Origin of the sequence: Pseudomonas sp. EggHat1 (genome assembly GCF_014892995.1) — a bacterium.
Taxonomy (GTDB): domain Bacteria; phylum Pseudomonadota; class Gammaproteobacteria; order Pseudomonadales; family Pseudomonadaceae; genus Aquipseudomonas; species Aquipseudomonas chaetocerotis.
Genome location: NZ_JACKQK010000003.1, coordinates 213,956 through 237,468, shown reverse-complemented (window position 1 = coordinate 237,468; position 23,513 = coordinate 213,956). Strand labels below are relative to the sequence as shown.

General features: G+C 61.9%; 29 protein-coding genes. 14 read left to right on the top strand and 15 right to left on the bottom strand.

The window, feature by feature from the left end:
- Nucleotides 1–39 precede the first annotated feature (39 nt).
- Entirely contained in the window at nt 40–819 is a 780-nt protein-coding gene (locus tag INS93_RS07525; RefSeq protein ID WP_160017926.1) for a TSUP family transporter, read from the bottom strand.
- Between the two features lie 101 nt (nt 820–920).
- Here INS93_RS07525 and INS93_RS07520 point away from each other — a divergent pair, with 101 nt between their 5' ends.
- The gene (locus INS93_RS07520) at nt 921–1,568 is read left to right on the top strand and encodes a hypothetical protein (protein ID WP_192980878.1); all 648 of its coding nucleotides are present in this window, start codon (nt 921–923) and stop codon (nt 1,566–1,568) included.
- Nucleotides 1,569–1,728: 160 nt separating this feature from the next.
- Here the strand turns inward: INS93_RS07520 and INS93_RS07515 are convergent, their stop codons facing one another.
- The 4 genes from INS93_RS07515 to INS93_RS07500 form a co-directional block, all read right to left on the bottom strand.
- Nucleotides 1,729–2,496 (bottom strand): SDR family oxidoreductase, encoded by a 768-nt coding sequence (locus INS93_RS07515; protein WP_192980877.1) that lies wholly within the window; start codon nt 2,494–2,496, stop codon nt 1,729–1,731.
- A gap of 16 nt (nt 2,497–2,512) precedes the next feature.
- Nucleotides 2,513–3,580 carry a phosphotransferase family protein gene (locus tag INS93_RS07510; RefSeq protein ID WP_192980876.1) on the bottom strand — a complete coding sequence of 356 codons (1,068 nt, stop codon included), beginning with the start codon at nt 3,578–3,580 and terminating at the stop codon, nt 2,513–2,515.
- A gap of 222 nt (nt 3,581–3,802) precedes the next feature.
- Entirely contained in the window at nt 3,803–4,114 is a 312-nt protein-coding gene (locus tag INS93_RS07505) for an SCP2 sterol-binding domain-containing protein (RefSeq protein WP_003459932.1), read from the bottom strand.
- Between the two features lie 56 nt (nt 4,115–4,170).
- Nucleotides 4,171–4,869: a histidine phosphatase family protein gene (locus tag INS93_RS07500; RefSeq protein ID WP_192980875.1), complete on the bottom strand. Its 699-nt coding sequence runs from the start codon at nt 4,867–4,869 to the stop codon at nt 4,171–4,173.
- A gap of 198 nt (nt 4,870–5,067) precedes the next feature.
- Here INS93_RS07500 and sohB point away from each other — a divergent pair, with 198 nt between their 5' ends.
- Together sohB and INS93_RS07490 are read left to right on the top strand one after the other, a co-directional pair.
- A complete protein-coding gene (sohB, locus tag INS93_RS07495) occupies nt 5,068–6,087 on the top strand; it encodes a protease SohB (protein WP_192980874.1) in 1,020 nt (339 codons plus the stop codon).
- A 72-nt stretch (nt 6,088–6,159) separates the two neighbouring features.
- Nucleotides 6,160–7,149, top strand: a complete 990-nt coding sequence (locus tag INS93_RS07490) for a YhdH/YhfP family quinone oxidoreductase (protein WP_192980873.1) — start codon at nt 6,160–6,162, stop codon at nt 7,147–7,149.
- 38 nt (nt 7,150–7,187) lie between these two features.
- Here INS93_RS07490 and INS93_RS07485 read toward each other — a convergent pair whose 3' ends face one another.
- On the bottom strand, nt 7,188–7,625 hold the full coding sequence (locus INS93_RS07485) for a hotdog fold domain-containing protein (RefSeq protein ID WP_160017933.1): 438 nt from the start codon (nt 7,623–7,625) through the stop codon (nt 7,188–7,190).
- Between the two features lie 103 nt (nt 7,626–7,728).
- Between INS93_RS07485 and INS93_RS07480 the strand changes: the two genes are divergently transcribed.
- Entirely contained in the window at nt 7,729–8,313 is a 585-nt protein-coding gene (locus INS93_RS07480; RefSeq protein ID WP_192980872.1) for a TetR/AcrR family transcriptional regulator, read from the top strand.
- Here INS93_RS07480 and INS93_RS07475 read toward each other — a convergent pair.
- The gene (locus INS93_RS07475; RefSeq protein WP_192980999.1) at nt 8,310–9,077 is read right to left on the bottom strand and encodes a DODA-type extradiol aromatic ring-opening family dioxygenase; all 768 of its coding nucleotides are present in this window, start codon (nt 9,075–9,077) and stop codon (nt 8,310–8,312) included. The two genes, INS93_RS07480 and INS93_RS07475, sit on opposite strands and share 4 nt — an antisense overlap.
- 105 nt (nt 9,078–9,182) lie before the next feature.
- Here INS93_RS07475 and INS93_RS07470 point away from each other — a divergent pair, with 105 nt between their 5' ends.
- Nucleotides 9,183–9,839 (top strand): thiopurine S-methyltransferase, encoded by a 657-nt coding sequence (locus tag INS93_RS07470; protein ID WP_192980871.1) that lies wholly within the window; start codon nt 9,183–9,185, stop codon nt 9,837–9,839.
- Nucleotides 9,840–9,899: 60 nt separating this feature from the next.
- Here INS93_RS07470 and htpX read toward each other — a convergent pair whose 3' ends face one another.
- The 3 genes from htpX to INS93_RS07455 form a co-directional block, all read right to left on the bottom strand.
- Complete coding sequence (gene htpX / locus INS93_RS07465) at nt 9,900–10,772, bottom strand: protease HtpX (RefSeq protein WP_017676754.1); 873 nt, start codon at nt 10,770–10,772, stop codon at nt 9,900–9,902.
- A gap of 94 nt (nt 10,773–10,866) precedes the next feature.
- Nucleotides 10,867–11,313 carry a hypothetical protein gene (locus INS93_RS07460; protein ID WP_160017937.1) on the bottom strand — a complete coding sequence of 149 codons (447 nt, stop codon included), beginning with the start codon at nt 11,311–11,313 and terminating at the stop codon, nt 10,867–10,869.
- 6 nt (nt 11,314–11,319) lie between these two features.
- On the bottom strand, nt 11,320–12,531 hold the full coding sequence (locus INS93_RS07455; RefSeq protein WP_160017938.1) for a pyridoxal phosphate-dependent aminotransferase: 1,212 nt from the start codon (nt 12,529–12,531) through the stop codon (nt 11,320–11,322).
- Nucleotides 12,532–12,802: 271 nt separating this feature from the next.
- Between INS93_RS07455 and msrB the strand changes: the two genes are divergently transcribed.
- Entirely contained in the window at nt 12,803–13,198 is a 396-nt protein-coding gene (gene msrB / locus INS93_RS07450; RefSeq protein WP_160017939.1) for a peptide-methionine (R)-S-oxide reductase MsrB, read from the top strand.
- A 41-nt stretch (nt 13,199–13,239) separates the two neighbouring features.
- On the opposite strand, the gene INS93_RS07445 is transcribed toward msrB, so the two are convergent.
- Nucleotides 13,240–13,416 (bottom strand): PA1571 family protein, encoded by a 177-nt coding sequence (locus tag INS93_RS07445; protein WP_178094632.1) that lies wholly within the window; start codon nt 13,414–13,416, stop codon nt 13,240–13,242.
- A gap of 147 nt (nt 13,417–13,563) precedes the next feature.
- Here INS93_RS07445 and INS93_RS07440 point away from each other — a divergent pair, with 147 nt between their 5' ends.
- Genes INS93_RS07440 through INS93_RS07420 form a run of 5 tightly spaced genes read left to right on the top strand, consistent with a single transcriptional unit; the run spans nt 13,564 to nt 17,876 of the window.
- On the top strand, nt 13,564–14,679 hold the full coding sequence (locus INS93_RS07440; protein ID WP_192980870.1) for an ATP-NAD kinase family protein: 1,116 nt from the start codon (nt 13,564–13,566) through the stop codon (nt 14,677–14,679).
- Nucleotides 14,680–14,688: 9 nt separating this feature from the next.
- The gene (locus tag INS93_RS07435; RefSeq protein ID WP_192980869.1) at nt 14,689–15,279 is read left to right on the top strand and encodes a DUF1287 domain-containing protein; all 591 of its coding nucleotides are present in this window, start codon (nt 14,689–14,691) and stop codon (nt 15,277–15,279) included.
- Nucleotides 15,276–15,710 (top strand): thiol-disulfide oxidoreductase DCC family protein, encoded by a 435-nt coding sequence (locus tag INS93_RS07430; protein ID WP_192980868.1) that lies wholly within the window; start codon nt 15,276–15,278, stop codon nt 15,708–15,710. Before INS93_RS07435 ends, INS93_RS07430 begins: the two co-directional genes overlap by 4 nt.
- Complete coding sequence (locus INS93_RS07425) at nt 15,703–16,110, top strand: DoxX-like family protein (protein WP_192980867.1); 408 nt, start codon at nt 15,703–15,705, stop codon at nt 16,108–16,110. Before INS93_RS07430 ends, INS93_RS07425 begins: the two co-directional genes overlap by 8 nt.
- An 8-nt stretch (nt 16,111–16,118) precedes the next feature.
- Entirely contained in the window at nt 16,119–17,876 is a 1,758-nt protein-coding gene (locus tag INS93_RS07420; protein ID WP_192980866.1) for an ABC transporter transmembrane domain-containing protein, read from the top strand.
- On the opposite strand, the gene rhtA is transcribed toward INS93_RS07420, so the two are convergent.
- From rhtA to INS93_RS07405, 3 genes are all read right to left on the bottom strand, one after another.
- Complete coding sequence (gene rhtA, locus INS93_RS07415; RefSeq protein ID WP_192980865.1) at nt 17,873–18,724, bottom strand: threonine/homoserine exporter RhtA; 852 nt, start codon at nt 18,722–18,724, stop codon at nt 17,873–17,875. The two genes, INS93_RS07420 and rhtA, sit on opposite strands and share 4 nt — an antisense overlap.
- A 69-nt stretch (nt 18,725–18,793) precedes the next feature.
- On the bottom strand, nt 18,794–19,075 hold the full coding sequence (locus INS93_RS07410; protein ID WP_160017947.1) for a pyrimidine/purine nucleoside phosphorylase: 282 nt from the start codon (nt 19,073–19,075) through the stop codon (nt 18,794–18,796).
- 138 nt (nt 19,076–19,213) lie between these two features.
- On the bottom strand, nt 19,214–19,762 hold the full coding sequence (locus INS93_RS07405; protein WP_160017948.1) for an exonuclease domain-containing protein: 549 nt from the start codon (nt 19,760–19,762) through the stop codon (nt 19,214–19,216).
- Nucleotides 19,763–20,071: 309 nt separating this feature from the next.
- On the opposite strand from INS93_RS07405, the gene INS93_RS07400 reads away from it, so the two are divergent.
- The 3 genes from INS93_RS07400 (at nt 20,072) to INS93_RS07390 (ending at nt 21,935) form a co-directional block, all read left to right on the top strand.
- Nucleotides 20,072–20,944, top strand: coding sequence for an NAD(P)-dependent oxidoreductase (locus INS93_RS07400; RefSeq protein WP_160017949.1), 873 nt, complete (start codon nt 20,072–20,074; stop codon nt 20,942–20,944).
- A 73-nt stretch (nt 20,945–21,017) separates the two neighbouring features.
- Nucleotides 21,018–21,269 (top strand): YkgJ family cysteine cluster protein, encoded by a 252-nt coding sequence (locus INS93_RS07395; protein ID WP_160017950.1) that lies wholly within the window; start codon nt 21,018–21,020, stop codon nt 21,267–21,269.
- 66 nt (nt 21,270–21,335) lie between these two features.
- Entirely contained in the window at nt 21,336–21,935 is a 600-nt protein-coding gene (locus INS93_RS07390) for an START domain-containing protein (protein WP_192980864.1), read from the top strand.
- 63 nt (nt 21,936–21,998) lie between these two features.
- Here the strand turns inward: INS93_RS07390 and gltA are convergent, their stop codons facing one another.
- A complete protein-coding gene (gltA, locus tag INS93_RS07385) occupies nt 21,999–23,282 on the bottom strand; it encodes a citrate synthase (RefSeq protein WP_059392428.1) in 1,284 nt (427 codons plus the stop codon).
- Between the last annotated feature and the right edge of the window lie 231 nt (nt 23,283–23,513).

Below are 23,513 nucleotides of genomic sequence, written 5' to 3'. Positions count from 1 at the left end.
CTGAAGCCGCTCCTACGTGGTCCCGGATGGCCCGCCGAATCAGCCAAACCAGTGCTGCCAGACCAGGCGTGCGGTCAATGCCAATACCACCGTAATGAATACCGGGCGGATAAACTTCGAACCGCCCTTGATCGCTGTGCGTGCACCGAGAAAGGCGCCGACCATCAACGCGGCGCCCATGGTCAGACCGAGCACCCAGGCGACCTGGCCGAAGGCGATGAACACGGCCAGCGCCGCCGCGTTGCTGACGAAGTTCATGGTGCGCGCCACACCGCTGGCACGCACCAGATCCAGTGGGTACATGAGCAGGCTGCTGACCGTCCAGAACGCGCCGGTGCCAGGGCCCGCCACTCCATCGTAGAGTCCCAGGCCAAGCCCTTGCGGCCATTGCCGGCCGCGCGCGATCGGCAGGTCGTGTTCGGCGGGTGCTTCTGGCATGCGTCCGAACAGCAGGTAAACACCGCAGGCGAAGACAATCACGGGCAGCATCTGGTTGAGCCAGGCGGCCGGCATCCAGTGTGCGATCACGGCGCCGAGCAGGGCGCCGATCAGGGTCGCCAGCAAAGCGTTGCGCCATTGCTTCGGATCGAACAGCTTGCGGCGATAGAACGTCAAAGCCGCAGTGCCGGAGCCGAAGGTGGCGCACAACTTGTTGGTGCCCAGCACCAGATGTGGCGGCAAACCTGCGGTAAGCAGGGCTGGGATGGTCAGCAAGCCGCCGCCACCGGCAATAGCGTCTATGAAGCCGGCGATGAAAGCGACCAGGGCGAGTATGGCTAGCGTACTGGGATCGATGGCGAGCTCGAGAGCGAATGGCATATAAAGTGTCGACTTGTGGGCGAGTGCGCAGCCTGCTGGCTGTTCGTCGTGGGGAGAGCTGCGCATAATGCCGGGATTTCGTCAGAGAAGGAACGCAATCGATGCAATACGACGGGTTGGCCTGGGCCGTGGCGCTGTTGGCCGTATTGGCGCTGCTGGTGGCATTGCGCATTCTGCTCAATACGGGCTGGTTCCTCGGCTGGTTGCGTGGCACTTGTGGTCTGGCATTTCTCGCCCTGGCCGGCTTGGTCGGTCTGGTGGCTTACGATCTGTATGCCTACGAGCCGCTGCAGCCGGGCAAGCCTCTGGTGACGCTGAGCTTCAAGGCTGATGGTCCGCAGCGTTATCAGGTGACGCTGCTTGAAGGGGGGCGCGAGCGCACTGTCACGCTCGAGGGCGACATGTGGCAACTCGACGGCCGACTGATTCGCTGGAAAGGCCTGGCCGAGCTGATAGGACTTGAGCCGGGTTACCGCCTTGAGCGTCTGTCCGGGCGTTTTCTGGCCATCGAGCAGCAGGCATTGGCGCAGCATGGTCGCGTGCAGTTGGCTGAAAGCCCCTACGGGGTGGACCTGTGGCGCTGGTTGCGCCTGAATCAGCGCGATTTGCTGCTGTTCGACCCGCAGGCATTGCGTGTCACCTACCTGCCGATTGCCGCCGATGCTGTTTACAGCGTCAGCCTGACGCCGACCGGCCTGCTGGCCGAACCCATGAACCCCGCCGCCGAAGCTGCGCTGAAAGACTGGTAGCGGAGGGGCAGATGTAGGGTGGGCTTTAGCCCACCGCGATCTTCATTGGTGGGCTAAAGCGGAGCGCCGCCCAGCACACCCTACAATTGCGCTGCGCTAGGCCTATCCTGTTTACGACAAAGGCACCCTGAGGTGCCTTTGTCGTTTATGCCGCCTGGCCTCAGGAGAGGAAGCCGCCGTCCACGTTCAGTGCCACGCCGGTGGTGTAGCTGGACGCTTCGCTGGCCAGGTACAGCACCGCGCCGGCCATCTCGCTCGGGTCGGCCACGCGCTTGAGCGGGATGCGCTGCAGGGCGATGTTGAGGATCGCGTCGTTCTTGGTCAGTGCCGATGCGAACTTGGTGTCGGTCAGGCCCGGTAGCAGAGCGTTGCAGCGAATGCCGAACTGCGCGCACTCCTTGGCGAACACCTTGGTCATGCTGATCACCGCGGCCTTGGTCACCGAGTAGATGCCCTGGAATTCGCCGGGGGATACGCCGTTGATCGAGGCGACGTTGATGATCGAGCCACCACCGCCTGCCTTCATCAATTTGCCGCCTTCAATGGACATGAAATAGTAGCCGCGGATATTGACGTCGACCGTCTTCTGGAAGGCACCCAGATCGGTATCCAGCACGTTGCAGAACTGCGGGTTGGTCGCGGCGTTGTTGACCAGGATGTCGAGGCGACCGAACTGTTCCTTGATCTGCGCGAAGACGTGGGTGATCTGTTCCATCTCACCGATGTGGCAGGCGATGGCGGTGGCCTTGCCGCCATCGGCGGTAATGGCATCGGCCACGGCCTGGCAGCCTTCGATCTTGCGGCTGGAGACGATCACGTGCGCGCCTTGCTGGGCCAGAAGTTTGGCGATGGCCTCGCCGATACCGCGGCTGGCGCCGGAAACGAAGGCGATCTTGCCATCGAGGTCGAACAGTTGGGTCTTGGACATTGTAATTACCCCGGGGTTAGAGAGTGGATTTGCCGATGACTTGCAGGCTCATCTGCTCCAGCAGCTTGTTCATCTGAATGAACTGGGCGAAGCGCTTGTCCTGCGTCTGGCCGTGATAGAAGCGGTAGTAGATCTGCTGCACGATGCCGGCCAGACGGAACAGGCCATAGGTGTAGTAGAAGTCGAAACTCTTGATTTCGATGCCGGCTTTTTCGGCGTAGTAGTCGACGAACTGCTGGCGGGTAAGCATGCCTGGCGCGTTGCTCGGCTGGCGACGCATCAATTGCACCGGAGCCGGGTCACCGGCTTCGATCCAGTAGGCCAGGGTGTTGCCCAGGTCCATCAGCGGGTCGCCGATGGTGGTCATCTCCCAGTCGAGCACGCCGATGATCTGCATCGGGTTGTTCGGGTCGAGGATCACGTTGTCGAAGCGGTAGTCGTTGTGCACGATGCCCGGCTTGTGGTGATCGGCCGGCATCTTGTCATTCAGCCAGGCCTTGACCGGCTCCCAGGTCGGTGCGTCCGGAGTCAGGGCTTTCTCGTAGCGTTCGCTCCAGCCCTTGATCTGACGCCCGACATAGCCCTCGGGTTTGCCCAGGTCACCCAGGCCGCAGGCGTTGTAATCGACGTTATGCAGCTCGACCAGTTTGTCGATGAAGCTCTTGCACAGCGCGCTGGTCTGCTCGGCGCTGAAATTCAGCTCGGCCGGCATTTCCGAGCGCAGGATGATGCCCTTGACCCGCTCCATCACATAGAACTCGGCGCCGATCACCGACTCGTCGGTGCAGTGCACGTAAGCCTTGGGGCAGTAGGGGAAGCCGGCGTTGAGCTGGTTGAGAATGCGGTATTCGCGGCCCATGTCGTGCGCCGACTTGGCCTTGTGGCCGAACGGCGGGCGGCGCAGGACGAATTCCTGCTGCGGGTATTCGATCAGGTAGGTCAGGTTCGAAGCGCCGCCGGGGAACTGGCTGATCTTGGCTGCGCCGCTCAGGCCCGGAATATTGGCTTTCAGATAAGCGTCGATGACGTCGGCGTCGAGTTCTTCGCCGGTACGGATTCGGGTGGATTGGTCGGTGAGCGCCATGCTTATCCCTTCTGCTTATGATGGGTGCCCTAGATAATTGGTTAATCTAATGCTGCACTCAGGCTGTCACAAGCAATACGCGTCGTTATAGGCGGGCGTGTTGCACCTCGATCAAACTGCCTGATCAGTCATTTCGGTTTGTCATCTTGGCCGCAAATCACGGGCAAAAAAAAACCGGAGTGCCAGGACTCCGGTTTTCGTGTTTTGCGCTCAGCTCGCCAATCAGACCGGGAACAGTTCGCCCAGCTTCATCGCCAGCATCATGTCGCCTTCGGCGCGCAGCTTGCCAGCCATGAAGGCCTGCATGCCGTCGGTTTCGCCGCTGACGATGCCCTTGAGGGTTTCGCTGTCCATGATCAGGGTCACGTTGGCGTTCGGATTGTCGCCTTGCTCGAGGGCACAGGTGCCATCCTTGACGATCAGCGCGTAGTTTTCGCCATCTTCGATGTTGAACTGGAATACCAGATCCAGGCCTGCAGCGGCGCTGGCGTTGAACTTGGACTGCATGGTTTGGGCGATGTCAGCAACACTCATGGTCTTATCCTTTTTCGGTTTTTTCGCGCAGCCTCGCGGCCGCAGTGGGCTGGAGCTCATCGGTAGGTGATGAGCTCCGGCGCCTTCAGCAGCTGTAAATGCACATGGCTGTTGAAGGAAGCCAGACTCACCTCGCTGCCGCGGAATTTCAGCTGGCTGAGCGAGGTGTTGACGATTTGCCAATTCAGTTCGAAGGCCTTTGCAGCCGGGACGCCGGTGATCAGACGGAGCAGAGCGGTGATGGTGCCGCCGGAGGTGAACACGGCGATATTCTGTTTGCTGCCTGCCTGCTCAAGGATGCGCCGCAGGCCACCTTCGACCTGTTCGACATAGGCCTGCCAGCTCTGCAGGCCTGGTTTGTCATGTTCGCCGGAAATCCAGCGCTGGATCAGTTTGGCGAACAGGCGCTGGAATTCGGTACGGTTCTGCGCACCGTTACGCAGGATATGCAGGGCTTCGGGCTCTTCCGGCAGCAGATCCGGCAGCAGCGTACGAATAACCGCGTCGGCATCGAATTCGTTGAAGGCTTCGTCGATATCCAGCGCCGGGGCGTTGCTCATGTGCTGCAGGGCTGCGTTGGCGGTGTGCTGTTGGCGGCGCAGGCTGCCACTGACGCAACGATCGAGACTGATGCCGAGTTGCTCCAAGTGCTTGCCCAGCACTTCGGCCTGGCGCACGCCGACGGGAGACAGGACATCGTAGTTGTCTGCACCGAATGAAGCCTGGCCATGTCGAATCAGATAGATGCTGCCCACGTCCGTATTGGTCTCGGCACGTTGAATGTTTGGCGAGGGTATGAGGAAGCTCGGGGGCTGTCAACGAAAAAACATACGCTTGTTTGAATTGCTTTTATGTCCATTGCGCAGTGCTGCCGCGCTTGGCCGGCGAGGCGCTGCGCCGTATGCTTGAGCCTTTGTGCGCTCAGGCGCCGCCGCATTACCCAAGGGGGATCCGTGGAGTTTCTTAGCGAGTACGCCAGCTTTCTGGCGAAAACCCTGACCCTGGTGGTCGCTATCGTCGTGGTGCTGGTAGCGATCGCTGCCACGCGCGGCAAAGGGCGACGCGGCAGTGGTCAGTTGCAGGTTCAGAAGCTCAATGATTTCTACAAGGATCTGCGTGAGCGCCTGGAGCACAGCGTGCTGTCCAAGGATCAGCTCAAGGCCACGCGCAAGGCGCAGGCCAAGGCTGCCAAGCAGGAGAAGAAGGCGCCGCCCAGCAAGCCGCGGGTGTTCGTGCTGGACTTCGATGGCGATATCAAGGCGTCAGCCACCGACAACCTGCGCCACGAAGTGACGGCGCTGTTGTCCATGGCCAAGGCCGAGGACGAAGTGGTGCTGCGTCTGGAAAGCGGCGGCGGTATGGTGCATAGCTATGGTCTGGCGTCGTCGCAACTGGTGCGCATCCGCGATGCCGGCATCCCGCTGACCGTGTGCGTGGACAAGGTGGCGGCCAGCGGCGGTTACATGATGGCCTGCATCGGCCAGAAGATTCTCAGCGCGCCGTTCGCCATCCTTGGCTCCATCGGGGTGGTGGCGCAGTTGCCCAACGTGCATCGCCTGCTGAAGAAGCACGAAATCGATTTTGAAGTGCTGACGGCTGGTGAGTACAAGCGCACGCTGACCGTATTCGGCGAGAACACCGAAAAGGGCCGGGAAAAATTCCAGGAAGACCTGGAGACCACCCACGAACTGTTCAAGGGCTTCGTTGCCCGTTACCGCCCACAGTTGGACATCGATGCCATTGCCACCGGTGAGATCTGGCTGGGCATGGCGGCGCAGGAGCGCCTGTTGGTTGACGAACTCAAGACCAGCGACCAGTACCTGGCCGAGCGCGCCGTCGAGGCTGAACTGTTCCATCTGCATTTCGCTCATAAGAAGAGTCTGCAGGAGCGCGTCGGGCTGGCTGCCAGCATGGCGGCAGATCGCTTCGTCCTGACCTGGTTGAGCAGACTCAATCAGCAACGCTTCTGGTAACGCTTCGTTCATGATGGGCTGCACGAGCGACTTGTGCCGCGCAGCCGCGAGCCACGACAAGAGGAGAGGATGATGACCGAGTTCAAGGCCTTGCTGGTCAGCGAAGGCGCCGATGGCGGTTTCCAGCGTGAAGTGGTCCAGCGTAACGTCGAGCAACTGCCGCAGGGCGAACTGCTGATCCGCGTGCGCTATTCCTCGCTCAACTACAAGGATGCCCTCTCCGCCAGCGGCAACCGTGGCGTGACCAAGGCCTACCCGCACACGCCCGGCATCGACGCGGCGGGGGTGGTCGAAGCCTCCAGCGTTGCCGAGTTCGCCGTGGGCGACGAGGTGATCGTCACGGGCTACGACCTGGGCATGAACACTGCCGGTGGTTTTGGCCAGTACATTCGCGTGCCGGCCGCCTGGGCGATCAAGCGCCCACAGGGCTTGCCGCTGCGCGAGGCGATGATTCTCGGTACCGCCGGCCTGACCGCCGCGCTGTGCGTGGACAAACTGGAGCAGGCTGGCGTTACGCCGGAATCCGGCACAGTGCTGGTCACCGGTGCCACGGGCGGCGTTGGCAGCATTGCCGTGGTGCTGCTCAAGCAGCTGGGTTATCGCGTGGCCGCTGCGACCGGCAAGGCCGAACAGGGCGATTTCCTGCGTGGTCTCGGTGCTGACGAGATTGTCAGCCGCGAAGAGCTGCAGCAAGGGAGTGAGCGTCCGATGCTCAAGGAGCGCTGGGCGGGAGCGGTGGACACAGTGGGTGGCGACATCTTGTTCAATGTGGTCAAGTCGTTACGCCACAGCGGCAGTGTGGCTTGCTGTGGGCTGACCGCCGGTGTCGGTTTCCAGGCCAGCGTCCTGCCGTTCATCCTGCGCGGTGTCAACCTGCTGGGCGTGGATTCGGTGGAGCTGCCACTGGTGGTCAAGGCTTCCATGTGGGACAAGCTGTCGCTGCAGTGGAAGCTCGATCTTTCGCCGCTATGCGAGGAAATAGGCCTGGCCCAGTTGCCTACGGCCATTGAGCGGATACTCTCCGGCGGTATGGTTGGCCGTATCCTGGTGCGACTCGACTGAGTGAGTCAGAGGCCCGTCGATGACGGGCCTCTGCATTTTCAGGCCTGGCTGACGTACATGGTGATCTCGGCGCGGAACACCGGCTTGTCGCCGACGTAGGCCATCACCGGCACCTTGATGTCGCCGGTCTGATCCCAATCCACCGCGCTGCCATCGGCCACCGTGCGGATGTCGCCGTCTGCCTTGGCCAGGTATTCCACCGTCATCCCTTTGGGAATCCAGCGGCAACCGTCAGGAATGGAGGCGTCTGTCATGCTGCCGGCGGCAAGCTCGGCCGCATTGCACAGGGCAATGGCGTGTACTGTCCCGATATGGTTCAGCACTTCGCGGCGTTTGGCGAAGCTGACCTCGGCATAGCCGGGACGCAGCTCGACCATCTGCGGAGCGATAGTGGCGAAGTAAGGGGCGACCTGGCCGATCATCGCGCTGAACTGGGCAGCGCCGGCCTGCTGGAACATCTGCAACATCTGACTCATGACTCTCTCCTGCGTATTGGCGATTGAAGATGAGCGCGCGCCGAGGCAGTATACGAGCATTAGAAAGTTATTCTAGAAAAATATTCTAGTCATAGGAAGCGGCATGGCCCGTCCATCGCGTAAAGACGAGATCCTGCAGGCAGCGTTGGCCTGCTTCACCGAGCACGGCGTCGATGTCACCACCATCGAGATGATCCGTGACCGCTCGGGGGCGAGTATCGGCAGCCTGTATCATCACTTCGGCAACAAGGAGCGGATCATCGCCGCGCTCTATCTGGCCGGCACCGCGCAATACGCCGACATGCTGCAGCGCGGATTTGCCAGCGCAGCCAGCGCTGAGGCCTGCGTCAAGTTGCTGGTGACCAGCTATATCGACTGGGTGGTGGCCAATCCGGATTGGGCGCGTTTCATCCTGCACAGCCGCAGTCGGGTCGAAGCGGGGGAGATGGGCGATGCTCTGCGCGACGCCAATCGTCAGCATTTCGCGCAGATTCTCACGGCGCTCACCGAGTACCGTCTGCAGGGGCTGTTCAAGGCGCTGCCGGACGACTGTTTCGCCTCGGTGGTGATTGGCCCAACGCATGATCTGGCGCGCAACTGGCTGGCTGGCCGCACCCAGAGCAATCTGGGCGAGTGCCGCGAGCTGCTGGCGCAGATCGCCTGGGACAGCGTGAAAAACAGCGGCTAGCCGAAGCGATAGATATCCATCCCCAGTGCACCGTAGGTGAAACCACTGTGCTCAACCTTGAAGGCGCCGCCAGCACCACGTGCGAAGAACAGCGGTAGCAGGTGTTCGTCGCTGGGGTGATTGCGTACGGCACTCGGTGCCAGGTGACGGTAATGGTGCAAGGCCTCTTCGTCGTTCGCTTCGAGCTTTTCCACCACCCAGTCGCGAAAGGCCTTGGCCCAGGGCGTGATGACGTCCGGTCCGGCGCGCCAGTCGAGTTCGCCGAGATTGTGGGTGATGCTGCCAGAGCCGATCAGCAATACGCCTTGCTCGCGCAGATCGGCCAGCGCGCGGCCCACGCGGGTCTGCAGCTCGGGGCCCATGCGGCTTGGTAGCGACAGTTGCAGCACGGGAATATCGGCTTGCGGATACATCAGCGACAGCGGAACCCAGGCGCCATGATCGAAGGGGCGCTGAGCATCGAGCTCAGCCGGCAGGCCGGCCTCGTTCAATTGCCCGGCGATCTTCGCGGCCAGCTCTGGTGCGCCGGGTGCCGGATACTGCACGGTATACAGCGCAGCCGGGAAACCGCCGAAGTCGTGCCAGGTTTTGGGATGCTCGCCTGCCGTCAGCAGCAGGCGCTGGCTTTCCCAGTGGGCCGACACCACCACGATGGCTTTGGGCCTGGGCAGCTCGGCGGCCAGTCTGGCCAGGGCAGGGCCGCTGGCACCTGGATCCAGGGCCAGCATGGGCGAACCATGGGATATGAACAGTGAGGGCAGCATGGCGATCAGCTCCTGAAGTAGGATGTCGTCATCTTCGTTGCTGGACCTATCGATTTCCAGCATAAATAGTTGAGTATTCCTATCGATTTTGTGGAGGTTTCATTCATGCAAGAGGCGTTCTGGCAGGAGCGTTGGGCACGTAGCCAAATTGGCTTTCATCAGGAGAAGGTCAACGGCTATCTGCGCCGGCACTGGGCTCGACTCGGGCTCTCTGAGGATGCGGCAGTACTGGTGCCGCTGTGTGGCAAGAGCCTCGACCTGGCCTGGCTGGCGGAGCAAGGGCATGCCGTGATTGGTGTGGAGTTGGCCGAGCGCGCGGTGCAGGATTTCTTCGCCGAGCGTGATGTGCAGCCGCAGATCGCTCAGCACGGCGCGTTCAAGATTTACCAGGCGGGCAAGCTGCGGATTCTATGCGGCGACTTTTTCGCCCTGAGTCGTGAGGACGTTGCCGAGTGCCAGGCGTTCTATGATCGCGCTGCGCTGATCGCCTTGCCGCCACAAATGCGCCAGCGCTATGTCGCTCATCTGCAGACAATTTTGCCGCAAGCCTGCCAGGGCTTGCTGGTGACCCTGGTGTACGACCAGCAGCGTATGGATGGTCCTCCCTTCTCGGTTGATGACGCCGAAGTCGTTCAGCACTTCAGTGCAGGCTGGGTGCCGCGTGAGGTGGAGCGCAAGGACGTGCTGAGTGGCAACCCGCGCTTTATCGAGAATCAGCTCGAGGCAGTGGAGGAGGTGGTGTTTCACCTGGCACGCTGCTGATACGACAGGCCAATGCAAAAGGCGACCCGAAGGTCGCCTTTTTTGTCTGTGACAGATGGATCAGCCGCGGCGGCGCAGCGCCTCGATGCGATCTTCCAGTGGCGGGTGGCTCATCAGCAGGCCAGCCAGGCCATTCTTCAGGCCACCATTGATACCGAAAGCGGTCAGGCTGTCCGGCATCTGCACCGGTACGCCCTGTTCGGCACGCAGGCGCTGCAGTGCGGCGATCATCGCGCCGGTACCGGCCAGGCGAGCACCGGCTTCGTCGGCCTTGTACTCGCGTTTACGCGAGAACCACATGACGATGATGCTGGCCAGGATGCCCAGCACCAGCTCGGCAAAGATGGTCGCGACGAAGTAGCCGATGCCATGGCCGTCTTCATTCTTCAGGATCGCCTTGTCGACGAAGTTACCGAAGATGCGTGCGAAGAACATCACGAAGGTGTTCACCACGCCCTGGATGAGCGCCAGAGTGACCATGTCGCCATTGGCGACGTGGCCGATCTCGTGTGCCAGCACCGCACGTACTTCATCCGGCGAGAAACGTTCGAGCAGGCCCTGGCTGACGGCGACCAGTGCGTCGTTCTTGTTCCAGCCTGTGGCGAAGGCGTTGGACTCGTAGGCAGGGAAGATGCCGACTTCAGGCATCTTGATCCCGGCTTCGCGCGACAACTCCTCGACAGTCTGCAACAGCCACTGTTCGTGACGCGTGCGCGGCTGGGTGATGATCTGCGTGCCAGTGCTCATCTTCGCCATCCACTTGGAGATGAACAGCGACACCAGCGAGCCGGCGAAACCGAACACGGCGCAGAAAATCAGCAGGCTGCCGTGGTTCTGGCCGGTGAAGCGGTCGACCCCCAGCAGTTTGAGGGTGATGCTGGCGATAACCAGAACCGCCAGGTTGGTGGCCAGGAACAACATAATGCGCATCATGGTGTGAACGGACTCCTCACGGGGAAAGACGTACGAGTAATGCCGGCTATATAAGGGCGCCCCCCTGGGGCTTTCAACCAGCGACTATTTCAAACTATGTCTCTTGACCCTGTAGCGCGCTCTCGAACAGCAGGCGAGTGAGGCGGGCGGTGCGCTCGCCGTGCTGCTGGGCCAGGGCCTCGCGCAGCTGAAATGCCAGTGTGGCGTGCACGCGGCGCACGCTTGGCGGCAGCACTTCACCCTCGCGCAAGGCATGGGGGATGGCGCGTGACAGACGCAGAAAACCTTTCTCGCTGAGCACCGCCTGATCCAGCGCGTCGTAAGCGATGGTCGACTCGAAACGCAGATAGCCTTCCTCGGCCAGCCACAGCAGCGCGCCGAGGCAAGCCTGGTGACGCTTGCTGGGCAGGCCGAACTCGTCCGGTTCCTCGCGCCCGATCAGGTCTTCCACGTACAGCGCCATCTTGCGCGGGAAGGCTTGATAGAGCATGAGCAGGCCGCTGGCGGCGTCCTTGTAGAAATCGTCGATCTGCAGGTCCATGTCGGCTTACTGGCTGTACCCCTTGAGGAAGTTGCCGATACGACCGATGGCCTGCTCCAGGTCGTCGACGCGGGGCAGGGTGACCACACGGAAATGATCCGGCCACGGCCAGTTGAAGGCGGTGCCCTGGACGATCAGCAGTTTTTCTGACAGCAGCAGGTCGAGGACGAACTTCTCATCGTTATGGATCGGGCAGACTTTCGGGTCGATCCTGGGAAAAGCGTAGAGCGCGCCCATGGGTTTGACGCAGCTGACGCCAGGAATGTCGTTGAGCAGCTCCCAGGCACGGTTGCGCTGCTCCAGCAGGCGGCCGTTGGGCAGTACCAGGTCATTGATGCTCTGGTAGCCGCCGAGCGCGGTCTGGATCGCGTGCTGGCTCGGCACGTTGGCGCACAGGCGCATGTTGGCCAGGATATCCAGGCCTTCGATATAGCTCTGTGCCCTGTGCTTGGGCCCGGAGATGGCTACCCAGCCGGAGCGGAAGCCCGCTACGCGGTAGCTCTTGGACAGGCCGTTGAAGGTCAGGCAGAGCACATCCGGTGCCAGCGAGGCGGTGCTGATGTGCACGGCCTCGTCGTAGAGGATCTTGTCGTAGATCTCGTCGGAGAAGATCACCAGGTTGTGCTGACGCGCCAGTTCAACGATGTCCTGCAGCACTTCCTTGGAGTACACCGCGCCGGTCGGGTTGTTCGGGTTGATCAACACCAGCGCCTTGGTGTTCGGTGTGATCTTGGTGCGCATGTCGGCGATGTCGGGGAACCAGCCGGCCTGCTCGTCGCACAGGTAATGCACCGGCTTACCGCCAGACAGAGCCACTGCAGCGGTCCACAGCGGATAGTCAGGCGCCGGAATCAACACCTCGTCACCGTTGTTGAGCAGCGCCTGCATGGCCATGACGATCAGCTCGGACACGCCGTTGCCGAGGTAGATGTCCTCGATGGTGACGCCTTCGACCTGCTTTTGCTGGTAGTACTGCATCACCGCCTTGCGCGCGCTGAACAGACCCTTGGAGTCGCTGTAGCCCTGCGCAGTTGGCAGGTTGCGGATCACATCCTGCAAAATCTCTTCCGGCGCCTCGAAACCGAACGGCGCCGGGTTGCCAATGTTCAGCTTGAGGATGCGATGGCCTTCCTCTTCCAGACGCTTGGCGTGCTTGAGCACCGGCCCGCGGATGTCGTAGCAGACGTTGGCGAGCTTGTTCGATTTGCTGACCTGCATGTAAGGATTCCCGAGCTATGGAGAACCCACTGAAGTACGCTGCAAAATTATCCCGGCGGGGAATCTTGGCAGCCCGTAACGTGGGTGACAGACTGGGGTCGAATCATACGTGGCGACCTGAGCGCGGCAAAGGTACCAGTCCTGCTTTTTTCTGGCCTGCCACGCGGCGCACAGAGGCGCTGCAGTCGCAGAAACCTCACTCGAAGCTGCCAGATGCTGGTGCTGCCCGTACTGCTGCGCATTGTCCAATTACCGAGGAGGAACCCCGTTCGTGGATAAAGTCGATAAACCCCTGGATAGCTGGCGCGAAGAACTGACTGACGAGCAATTTCATGTCTGCCGTCTGGGCGGCACGGAACGGCCGTTCACCGGCGCTTATCACGACAGCAAGACCCCTGGCATTTACCACTGCGCCTGCTGCGGCGAGGCGCTCTTCGACTCGGATGCCAAATACGACTCTGGAAGCGGTTGGCCAAGCTACTTTCAGCCGATCAACGACGAGGTGATCGCCAGCCTCGACGACTACAGCCACGGTATGCATCGGATCGAGGTCAAGTGTGCCAAATGCGACGCGCACCTGGGGCACGTATTCCCCGATGGGCCTCGTCCGACCGGGTTGCGCTACTGCATCAACTCACTGTCGCTGAAGCTGGTGCCGCACGATTGAGGCCGGTACGCCAGGCACATTGCGTGTCTGGCGCAGGAGATTCAAGCCTGCTGGCCGGTGGGCTGACGGTCTTCTTCCAGGGCATCGCAGGCCTGTTTGATCATCTCTTCGGTAATGGGCACTTCGCGGCCCTGACCATCAATGATAAAACCGCCCACCGGCTCCTGTTGTTGCTTGGCTGTGGTGGGGTACTGGGCTGGGTTATCTTGCAAGCTCATGGCCTGTCTCCTCATCAGTGATGCGCGCCACTCTAGAGCTTCCAGATGAAGGCGCGGTGACAGCTGCGACGTCGGAACTATGTCACAAAACACATTGCGAAAGTCGTATTGCAGGCTGCGTGCCAGTCTGTGTGGAACGAGGAATTCATGTCGCGTTTTCATATCGGTCTGATCATCAATCCACTGGCCGGGCTGGGTGGCCCTGCAGGGTTCAAGGGCAGTGACGGCATGGCCGAGCAGGCGCTGGCTCTGGGTGTCGAGCCAAAGGCGGCGCAACGTACGCGCACCGCGCTTGAACAGTTGTTGACCCTGCGCGAGCGCATCGAGTTCGTCAGCTATCCGGGCGCAATGGGTGGCGATCTTTTGGCGCAGATGGGCTTTGAGCATCGCCTGCTGGGGCAGGTCGGTGCGCAGCCGACCACTGCCGAAGACACCTGTCACGCAGTGCAGCAGTTGCAGGACGCCGGTGTAGCGCTGATTCTCTTCGCTGGCGGTGATGGTACTGCGCGTGATGTCTGTGCCGCCGTCAGGGACGGCCAGCCGGTGCTGGGTATTCCGGCCGGTGTGAAGATCCAGTCCGGCGTCTACGCCATCAGTCCGCGTGCAGCGGGCGAGCTGACTGCGCGCCTGGTGGAGGGCGGCCTGGTACGACTGGCCAGCGGCGAGGTGCGTGACATCGACGAGAGCGCCCTGCGCGAAGGCCGCGTCACCGCGCGCTGGTACGGCGAGCTGTGTGTGCCGCAGGAGGGCGGCTACGTGCAGGCGGTGAAGCAGGGTGGTGTGGAGTCCGAAGAGCTGGTGTTGGCTGATCTGGCCGCCTGGCTCGAGAACGAGTGGGAGCCGGGTGCGCGCTACGTGTTCGGTCCCGGCTCGACCTTGCACGGTCTGGCGCAGAATCTTGCTCTGGAAACCACCTTGCTCGGCGTCGATGTGATCGAGGATGGCCGGGTCATCGCCCGCGACGTCAATGAAACCGAGCTGTTCGCTCTGGTCGAAGGGCACCCGACTTACCTGCTGGTGACCGCGATTGGTGGTCAGGGCCATATCATCGGTCGCGGCAACCAGCAGATCAGCCCGCGCGTGCTGCGCGCCGTGGGGTTGGAGCGTCTGCGCGTGGTGGCGACCAAACGCAAGCTGGCGACGCTGGAAGGTCGGCCGCTGCTGGTCGACAGTGGCGACGTGAATCTGGACGACACCTTCCCTGATGCGGTGCGGGTCTGGGCCGGTTATAAGGAAGAACTGCTGTACCCCCTGAGTCGATAGGAGATCGATATGCGCATGCTGATTGCACTGCTGCTCGGGTTGCTGGCTTTCGCCGTGCAGGCCATCGAGGCGGACAGGCTGGTGCTCGATGCTCGCCAGCAGGTCGGTGTGACCCTGAGCTATGACCCGGCCTATCGCCGCTTAAGCTATCCGGGCGGCGACGTGCCCATGGCCACCGGGGTCTGCACCGACGTGGTAATCCGCGCACTGCGTCAGCAGGGGCTGGATCTGCAGGAAGCGGTGCATCGCGATATGCGCGGCAACTTTGCCAGCTACCCGAAGAATTGGGGGCTGAATCGCCCGGACAGCAATATCGATCACCGCCGCGTGCCCAACCTGATGACCTGGTTCAAGCGTCAGGGCTGGTCGCTGCCCGTCAAGCAGGATGCCGCGGCATACCAGCCTGGCGATATCGTCACCTGGGATCTGGGCCGTGGCCTCACTCATATCGGCATCATCAGTGATCGTCAGGCGCCAACGGCTACGCCGCTGGTGCTGCACAACATCGGTCGCGGCACGCAGGAGGAGGACATCCTGTTCGCCTACCGCATCACCGGCCATTACCGCCCTCTGGCGCAACAGGCGAGCGCTGGCCAATGACGCAGCAGTCGCTGCCGCCCGGACTTGCTGCAGGCGAGCGTGTCGTCCTGTTCGATGGCGTCTGCAAGCTGTGCAATGGCTGGGCGAGATTCCTCATTCGGTATGACCGCCAACGCCAGTTTCGCCTGGCTTCGGTGCAGTCGGTGCAAGGCCAGGCGTTGCTGGCCTGGTATGGGCTGCCGACCGACCGTTTCGACACCATGGCGCTGATCGATGAGGCAGGCTTGCATGTACGCTCCACCGCGTTGTTGCACATTCTCGCCCGCCTGCCCCAGCCCTGGCGTGTTCTTGCCTGGCTGCGCCTGATTCCAAGCCCACTGCGTGACTGGTGTTATGACCGCATTGCGCTGAATCGCTACCGCCTGTTCGGGCGCTATCAGGTCTGTCTGCTGCCCACTGCCGATCACGCTGAGCGCTTTCTGCATGACTGACCGGCGCCTGGCGCAGATCGCCTGGCTCGCTCGATTGGCTCTGGCACTGGTGTTCATCTGGCATGGCCTGGCGCCGAAGATTCTCTGGCTCAGCCCTGACGAGGTGGCGATGATCGCAGTCCATGGTCTGCCAGATCATCCGCTGTTCGCTCCGCAGCTGATCGCGGCTGTCGGCGGTATTGCCGAGATACTTCTGGGCGTCCTGCTGCTGACGGTGCGGCGCCAGCGTTGGCCCTTGCTGGTCGCTGGCGCGGTGTTGTTGGTGTTGCTGCTTGATGTTGTGCTGCTGAGCCCCCATCTGTTGATTCAGGCGTTCAATCCGCTTTCGACCAACCTGGCTGCGCTGGCCTTGTGCGCAGTGGCCTGGCTGGCTGAAGCGCCCTCGGCTGCTGACTCCTGAGACCCGTCATGACATCGATGCTTTCTTCTCGCCAGCGTGGCGCCATACGCCTGGCCTGGCGCTTTATCGCGCCTTATCGCGGCCGAGTGCTGGGTGCGTTGCTAGCACTGATGTTCACGGCGGCGATCACCTTGTCCATGGGCCAGGGCATCAAGCTGCTGGTGGATCAGGGGCTGGCCACGCAGTCGCCGGCCGCGCTGCGGCAGTCCCTGCTGCTGTTTTTCGTGCTGGTATTGGCGCTGGCCTTCGGCACCTACACGCGCTTCTACCTGGTGTCATGGATCGGCGAGCGGGTGGTCGCGGATATCCGTCGGCGTGTGTTCGATCACCTGATCGAGTTGCATCCTGGCTTCTACGAGAGCAATCGCAGCTCGGAAATCCAGTCGCGGCTGACCGCCGATACTACCTTGCTGCAGTCGGTGATCGGCTCGTCACTGTCGATGGCACTGCGCAACCTGATCATGTTGATCGGTGGCAGCGTGCTGCTGGTGGTCACCAATCCCAAGCTCAGCGGTATCGTTCTGTTGGCTCTACCCTTGGTGGTGGCGCCTATCCTGCTGTTCGGCCGCCGTGTGCGCGCACTGTCGCGGCAGAGTCAGGACCGCGTGGCCGATGTCGGCAGCTATGTCGGTGAGGTGCTGGGACAGATCAAGACGGTGCAGGCCTACAACCACCAGGACGAGGACAAGCGCCGTTTTGGCGAGTCTGCCGAAGCGGCTTTCGATGTGGCGCGCAAGCGCATCGCCCAGCGTTCCTGGCTGATCACCGTGGTCATCGTGCTGGTGCTCGGCGCCGTCGGGGTGATGCTCTGGGTCGGCGGCATGGACGTGATCGCCGGGCGCATCTCTGGCGGTGAGTTGGCAGCTTTCGTGTTCTACAGCCTGATCGTTGGCTCGTCCTTCGGCACGCTGAGCGAGGTGATCGGTGAATTGCAGCGCGCTGCAGGCGCCGCCGAGCGTATCGGCGAGCTACTGCGAGCCACTAACGCCATCATGGCGCCGGAGCAGCCGCAGCATCTGCCGCAGCCGGTACAGGGGCGCATCGAGCTGCAGAATGTGCGTTTCGCCTATCCGTCGCGTTCGGACAGCTACGCCATCGATGGCGTTGACCTGCAGGTGGCGGCGGGTGAGACGCTGGCACTGGTGGGGCCATCCGGGGCTGGCAAATCGACACTGTTCGATCTGCTGCTGCGTTTCTTCGATCCGCAGGGCGGGCGCATCCTTATCGACGGTGTGCCGATCAATCAGCTCGACCCACGCGAGCTGCGCGCCAGTTTTGCACTGGTTTCGCAGAATCCGGCGCTGTTCTTCGGTTCGGTCGACGACAACATTCGCTATGGTCGCCTGGATGCCAGCCAGGCCGAGGTGGAGGCGGCCGCGCGGGCGGCGCATGCGCATGAGTTCATTCAGCGCCTGCCACAGGGCTACCGGACTCATCTTGGGGAGGCCGGGCTCGGGCTTTCCGGGGGCCAGCGTCAGCGCCTGGCGATTGCCCGTGCCTTGCTCGCCGATGCGCCTATCCTGCTGCTCGATGAGGCTACCAGCGCGCTGGATGCCGAGAGCGAGCACCTGATCCAGCAGGCGCTGCCGTCACTCATGGCCGGGCGTACCACCTTGGTGATCGCTCATCGCCTGGCCACGGTGAAGCAGGCCGATCGCATCGCGCTGATCGAGCATGGCCGTTTGGCTGCGATCGGCAGCCATGCCGAGCTGATCGAGAGTAGTCCGCTCTATGCGCGTTTGGCCGAGTTGCAGTTCGGCAACTAGCTCTTGGGTTTGATGGTGGCGGCTGCCCCGGCCGATGCGACGATGATCGCACCGACGGCCAGCCACTGGCCCCAGAGCAGTTTCTCACCGAGAAAGGCCAGGCCGCACATGGCGGCGACTGCCGGCTCCAGGCTCATCAGCACGCTGAAGGTGCGCGCTGGCAGGCGCGTCAGGGCGACCATCTCCAGGCTGTAGGGCAGGGCCGAGGACAGTACCGCGACACCGAGGGCGATGGGCAGCAGGTCCACGCTCAGCAGGTCAGTGCCTGCATGCCAGATGCCAATGGGCAAGACCAGCAAAGCGGCTACCCAGGTACCCAGGGCGACGGTATGGCGGCCATGCCGGGCGCCGGCTTTCTGCCCGAAGATGATGTACAGGGACCAGCAAACGCCCGCACCGAGGGCCAGGGCTGCGCCGAGTGGGTCGATGGCGCTTTGCGTGGCGCCGGTGGGCAGCAGCATCCACAGACCAGCGATGGCCAGGATCACCCAGACGAAATCCAGCAGACGGCGTGAAGAGAACAGCGCCAGGGCCAGTGGGCCGGTGAATTCCAGCGCCACGGCGATGCCCAGCGGGATGCTCTGCAGGGACATGTAGAACATCAGATTCATGCCGCCCAGCGCCAGGCCGTAGGCGAGCAGGGCATGGCACTTGCGCAGATCCAGTTTGGCCCGCCAGGGCTGCATCACCAGCGACAGAATGATCGCGCCGAGCACCAGACGCAGTGCTGTGGTGCCTTCGGCGCCTACCAGTGGGAACAGGTTCTTGGCCAGCGACGCGCCGCTCTGGATCGAGACCATGGCCACCACGAGCAGGGCGATGGGGACAAGAAGGGCGGAGCGTGGCATGGACAGAATCCTGATGATGGTCAAAGAAAAAACCGGCCGCTGGGGCCGGTTCTTAAAGCGCTGTGCGGCTTAGCGATATTCGCAGAGGTAGGCGGTGTCTACGGCCACCTTGAGCTGGAACTTGCTGTTGGCCTCGACGGTGAACTTGCTGCCGGCTTCGAAGGTGTTCCAGCTTTCGCTGCCTGGCAGTTTGACGGTCAGTGCGCCGGCAACCACATGCATGACTTCCAGTTGGCTGGTGCCGAATTCGTATTCGCCCGGGGCCATTACACCGATGGTGGCAGGGCCTTCAGCCATGGTGAAACCGATGGATTTGACGGTGCCGTCGAAGTATTCGTTGACCTTGAACATCTGCGATTCCTCGGAAGGGGGTGGAAAAATTGCTGAGAGCCATGTTTTACGTCGTGTGGCGACGGCCCGAAGGGTAGCCGCCATGGATGGCAGGCCATAAAAGGGCCGCCAGTATGCCCAAGCGCCTTTTTTTCGTCATCAGTCTTTGAGAGGCAGTACCAGCGGCAACAGGCGCGCGGTGTTGCGTGCATCTTCGAGGGCGCGGTGCTGTTGTCCCTGAAACTGCATGCCGGCCAATTGCAGCGCGCTGTGCAGGCCTATCGGGCGCTGTAGCTGGCGAGCCTTGGCGAAAGCCTGCTTGAGATTGAGGTGTGGCACATCAGCCAGCAGGCTATGCAAGCGGTGCTGGCGCCACTCCTGTTCCAGTTGACGTCGATCGTAATCGCCCCAGCTGCTCCAGCCGACCAGACGCGATGCATGTTGCATGAGCCAGCGTTCGAATTGAGCCCAGACCTGGGGTAATGGTGCTGCACTGTCGACATCGCTCTGGCTGATGTGGGTGAGTTCGCGGCAGAAGTCGGTCAGGCATGGGCGGCGCTGTGGTTTGATGAAACGCTGAAAGTGATCCCGCTCATGGCCATCCACGCCAACCAGGCTGGCGCCGATCTCGATGATTTCCATTTCTTCCATCGCCCAGCCACCCTCATCGGTGGTGGCCTCCAGGTCGATGACTAGCCAATGCCCCATGGGCGCTCCTTAGAACCTGTCTGCGATCTGTTGCGCTTCGGCCCCGCTGCATGGAAAAGGTTCCTGGCATCAGGGCCGAGGCAAGCTCAGGCCTCCCGTTCTGAACGGAACCGCAGGCAGTATGGAAGGCCTTTTCGAGCAGGGCAAACGACCTGGGTGCGAGAGTCGCACAGCGAACACTCCTGATGTCTTTCCCCGGCGGGAGAAGGTGGCGCGTAGCGTCGGATGAAGGGAAGGTGTGCTGCAAAAGCTTTGATGATTAGCGGCATGCCCGTTAGGCTCTGGCGCCTATATCTGCTGGAGGTTGCTATGGCAAAGGTCGCGTTTCTCGGTTTGGGCGTCATGGGGTATCCGATGGCTGGGCATCTGGCTCGCAACGGTCATCAGGTGACGGTCTATAACCGCTCGCCTGGCAAGGCTGAGCAGTGGATGGGTGAATATGCCGGCAGCAGTGCGCCTAGCCCGCGCGAGGCTGTGGCGGGCGCCGAACTGGTGATGTGCTGCGTCGGTAACGATGACGACTTGCGCAGCGTGATTCTGGGCGAGCAGGGCGCGTTCGCCGGCATGGCGCCGGGCGCTATTCTGGTCGATCACACGACCGCCTCCGCCGATGTGGCGCGTGAGCTGGCGGCTGTCGCCGCCGAGCGTGGCCTTGGCTTTCTCGACGCGCCGGTATCAGGCGGCCAGGCCGGTGCGGTCAATGGCGTGCTGACTGTGATGGTCGGTGGTGAGGCAGAAACCTATGCAGTGGCCGAGCCGGTCATCCAGAGCTATGCGCGGATGATGCGCCTGATGGGCCCGGCCGGCAGCGGTCAACTGAGCAAGATGGTCAACCAGATCTGTATCGCCGGCCTGGTTCAGGGGCTGGCAGAGGCGTTGAACTTCGCTCAGTGCGCGGGGCTCGATGGCCATGCGGTGGTCGATGTGATCAGCAAGGGCGCGGCGCAGTCCTGGCAGATGGAGAATCGCTACAAGACCATGCTGGCTGGCGAGTTCGACTTCGGTTTCGCGGTCGACTGGATGCGCAAGGACCTGTCGATCCTGCTCGAGGAATCGCGTCGCAATGGTGCACAGTTGCCGGTCACGGCGCTGGTCGATCAGTTCTACGCCGACGTCCAGGCCATGGGCGGTGGGCGTTGGGATACCTCCAGCCTGTTGGCTCGCTTGCAGCGTAACCGCTGATCGTGAAAGGCCTCGACGGCAGGCGCGTACGTCATTAGGATCGCCGCGGTTCGCTTCCAGTCGAGGTCGTTTCATGGAGTGTCGTGCCGGTTGCGGTGCTTGCTGCATCGCGCCTTCCATCAGTTCACCGATTCCGGGCATGCCCGATGGCAAGCCCGCTGGTGTGCGCTGTATCCATCTCAGCGCCGAGTTTCTCTGCGCTATCTTCGGTCGCCCCGAGAGGCCCGCAGTATGCAGTGGGTTCAAGGCGGAAGAGCAGCTGTGCGCGGATGATCGTGAAAGCGCCATTCGTATGTTGGGTTGGCTGGAGCAGGCGACTGCCTGACGATGTGAACCGCTCGTGGCCCGTGCGGGTCGAAACGCAAACAGTCCCACCGGGAGTTGCTCGAAGATGATGCGTTATTCCGTTCTGGCCATGATGTTGTGTGCGACCGCTGTCCAGGCTGCCGAGAGGCAGTGGCAACTGGAGCGCGAAGAAGACGGTGTGAGCGTTTACCTGGCCGACGTACCTGGATCCAAGTACAAGGCCTATCGCGGTGTGGTGACGATCAACGCGAACCTGGCTGCGGTGCAGGCGGCGCAGGAGGATGTCGCGGGGGCGTGCTCCTGGATCTTCAGCTGTCAGCAGCAGCGGCTGCTCGAAACCGATGGTGATGTGAGCGAGCTGTACACCCGTTTCGACATGCCCTGGCCGGTGAAGGCGCGTGATTCGGTGATCCAGGTGACCACGCGCACCGATGCCGACGGTGGTGTCACGCGCCTGCTCAAGGCGGTGCCGCAGCGATTGCCGGAGGAGAAGGGTTTCGTGCGGGTGCCGTGCGTCGACGGTGAGTGGCACCTGAAGCCGCTGGATCAGGGCAGGGTGGAGGTGACCTACGAGGTGCATACCGAGCCGGGTGGTAGCGTACCCTCCTGGCTGGCCAACAGCTTCGTCGTCGATGCGCCGCTGCAGACGCTGCGGGGCTTGCGGGCAAAGGTAGAAGGGCGCTGAGCTCGGGATATCGGCAATAAAAAAGGCTGCCAGATTGGCAGCCTTTTTTGTCTCGTGGCGCTATCAGTCGCGGTTGGTCGGCAGATCGCGCTGCTCGTAACCGGTGTACAGCTGGCGCGGACGGCCAATCTTGTACGGACCCGAGAGCATTTCCTTCCAGTGCGAGATCCAGCCCACGGTACGCGCCAGGGCGAAGATAACGGTGAACATCGAGGTCGGAATGCCGATGGCCTTCAGGATGATGCCCGAGTAGAAGTCGACGTTCGGGTACAGGTTGCGTTCTTTGAAGTACGGATCGGTCAGGGCGATCTCTTCCAGGCGCATGGCCAGTTCCAGCTGCGGGTCATTGGTGATGCCCAGCTCGCCGAGGACTTCGTCGCAGGTCTGCTTCATCACGGTGGCGCGCGGGTCGCGGTTCTTGTACACGCGGTGACCGAAGCCCATCAGCTTGAACGGGTCGTTCTTGTCCTTGGCCTTGGCGATGAACTTGTCGATGTTCGAAACGTCACCGATCTCGTCGAGCATGGCCAGTACGGCTTCGTTGGCACCACCGTGTGCCGGGCCCCACAGCGCGGCGATACCGGCTGCGATACAGGCGAATGGGTTGGCACCCGAGGAGCCCGCCAGGCGTACGGTGGAGGTGGAGGCGTTCTGCTCATGGTCGGCATGGAGGATGAAAATCTTGTCCATCGCCTTGGCCAGCACCGGGCTGATCGGTTTGATCTCGCACGGGGTGTTGAACATCATGTGCAGGAAGTTTTCCGCGTAATTCAGGTCATTGCGCGGGTACATCATGGGCTGGCCCATGGAGTACTTGTAGGTCATGGCGGCGATGGTCGGCATCTTGGCCACCAGGCGCATGGCCGACACTTCACGGTGCTGCGGGTTATTGATGTCCAGCGAGTCGTGATAGAAGGCGGACAGGGCGCCAACCACGCCGCACATGATGGCCATCGGGTGGGCGTCGCGGCGGAAACCGTTGAAGAAAGTCTTCAGTTGCTCGTGAACCATGGTGTGGTTCTTGATGGTGCTGACGAACTTGGCCTTCTCTTCCTTGCTCGGCAGTTCGCCATTGAGCAGCAGGTAGCAGGTTTCCAGGTAGTCGGATTGCTCAGCGAGCTGCTCGATGGGGTAGCCGCGGTGCAGCAGGATCCCCTGGTCGCCATCGATATAGGTGATCTTCGACTCGCAAGAGGCGGTCGACATGAAACCAGGATCAAAGGTGAACCGACCCGTGGCGGTCAGGCTCCGCACATCGATTACATCGGGACCAACAGTGCCGGTCAGAACGGGCAGTTCGACGGGGGCATTGCCCTCGATGATCAACTGCGCTTTTTTGTCAGCCATATGTGGCCTCCTAGTTATGCTTGAAATCATCAGACAGCCCCCCACGCAGGGCCCGCACCACTATAGTGGGATAAATCCGAAAGTCAATTTGCGAGAACCCAGGCAGTAGAAGGGTTTGAACGGTATTTTCAACGAAAAAAGGGCGCTATTTACGCCATTTGTTTACAGGCTGCAATGCGCTTTTTGGGGGAGGGCATTGCATTGTCATTAGTCTGCTAACTGTCTATACTC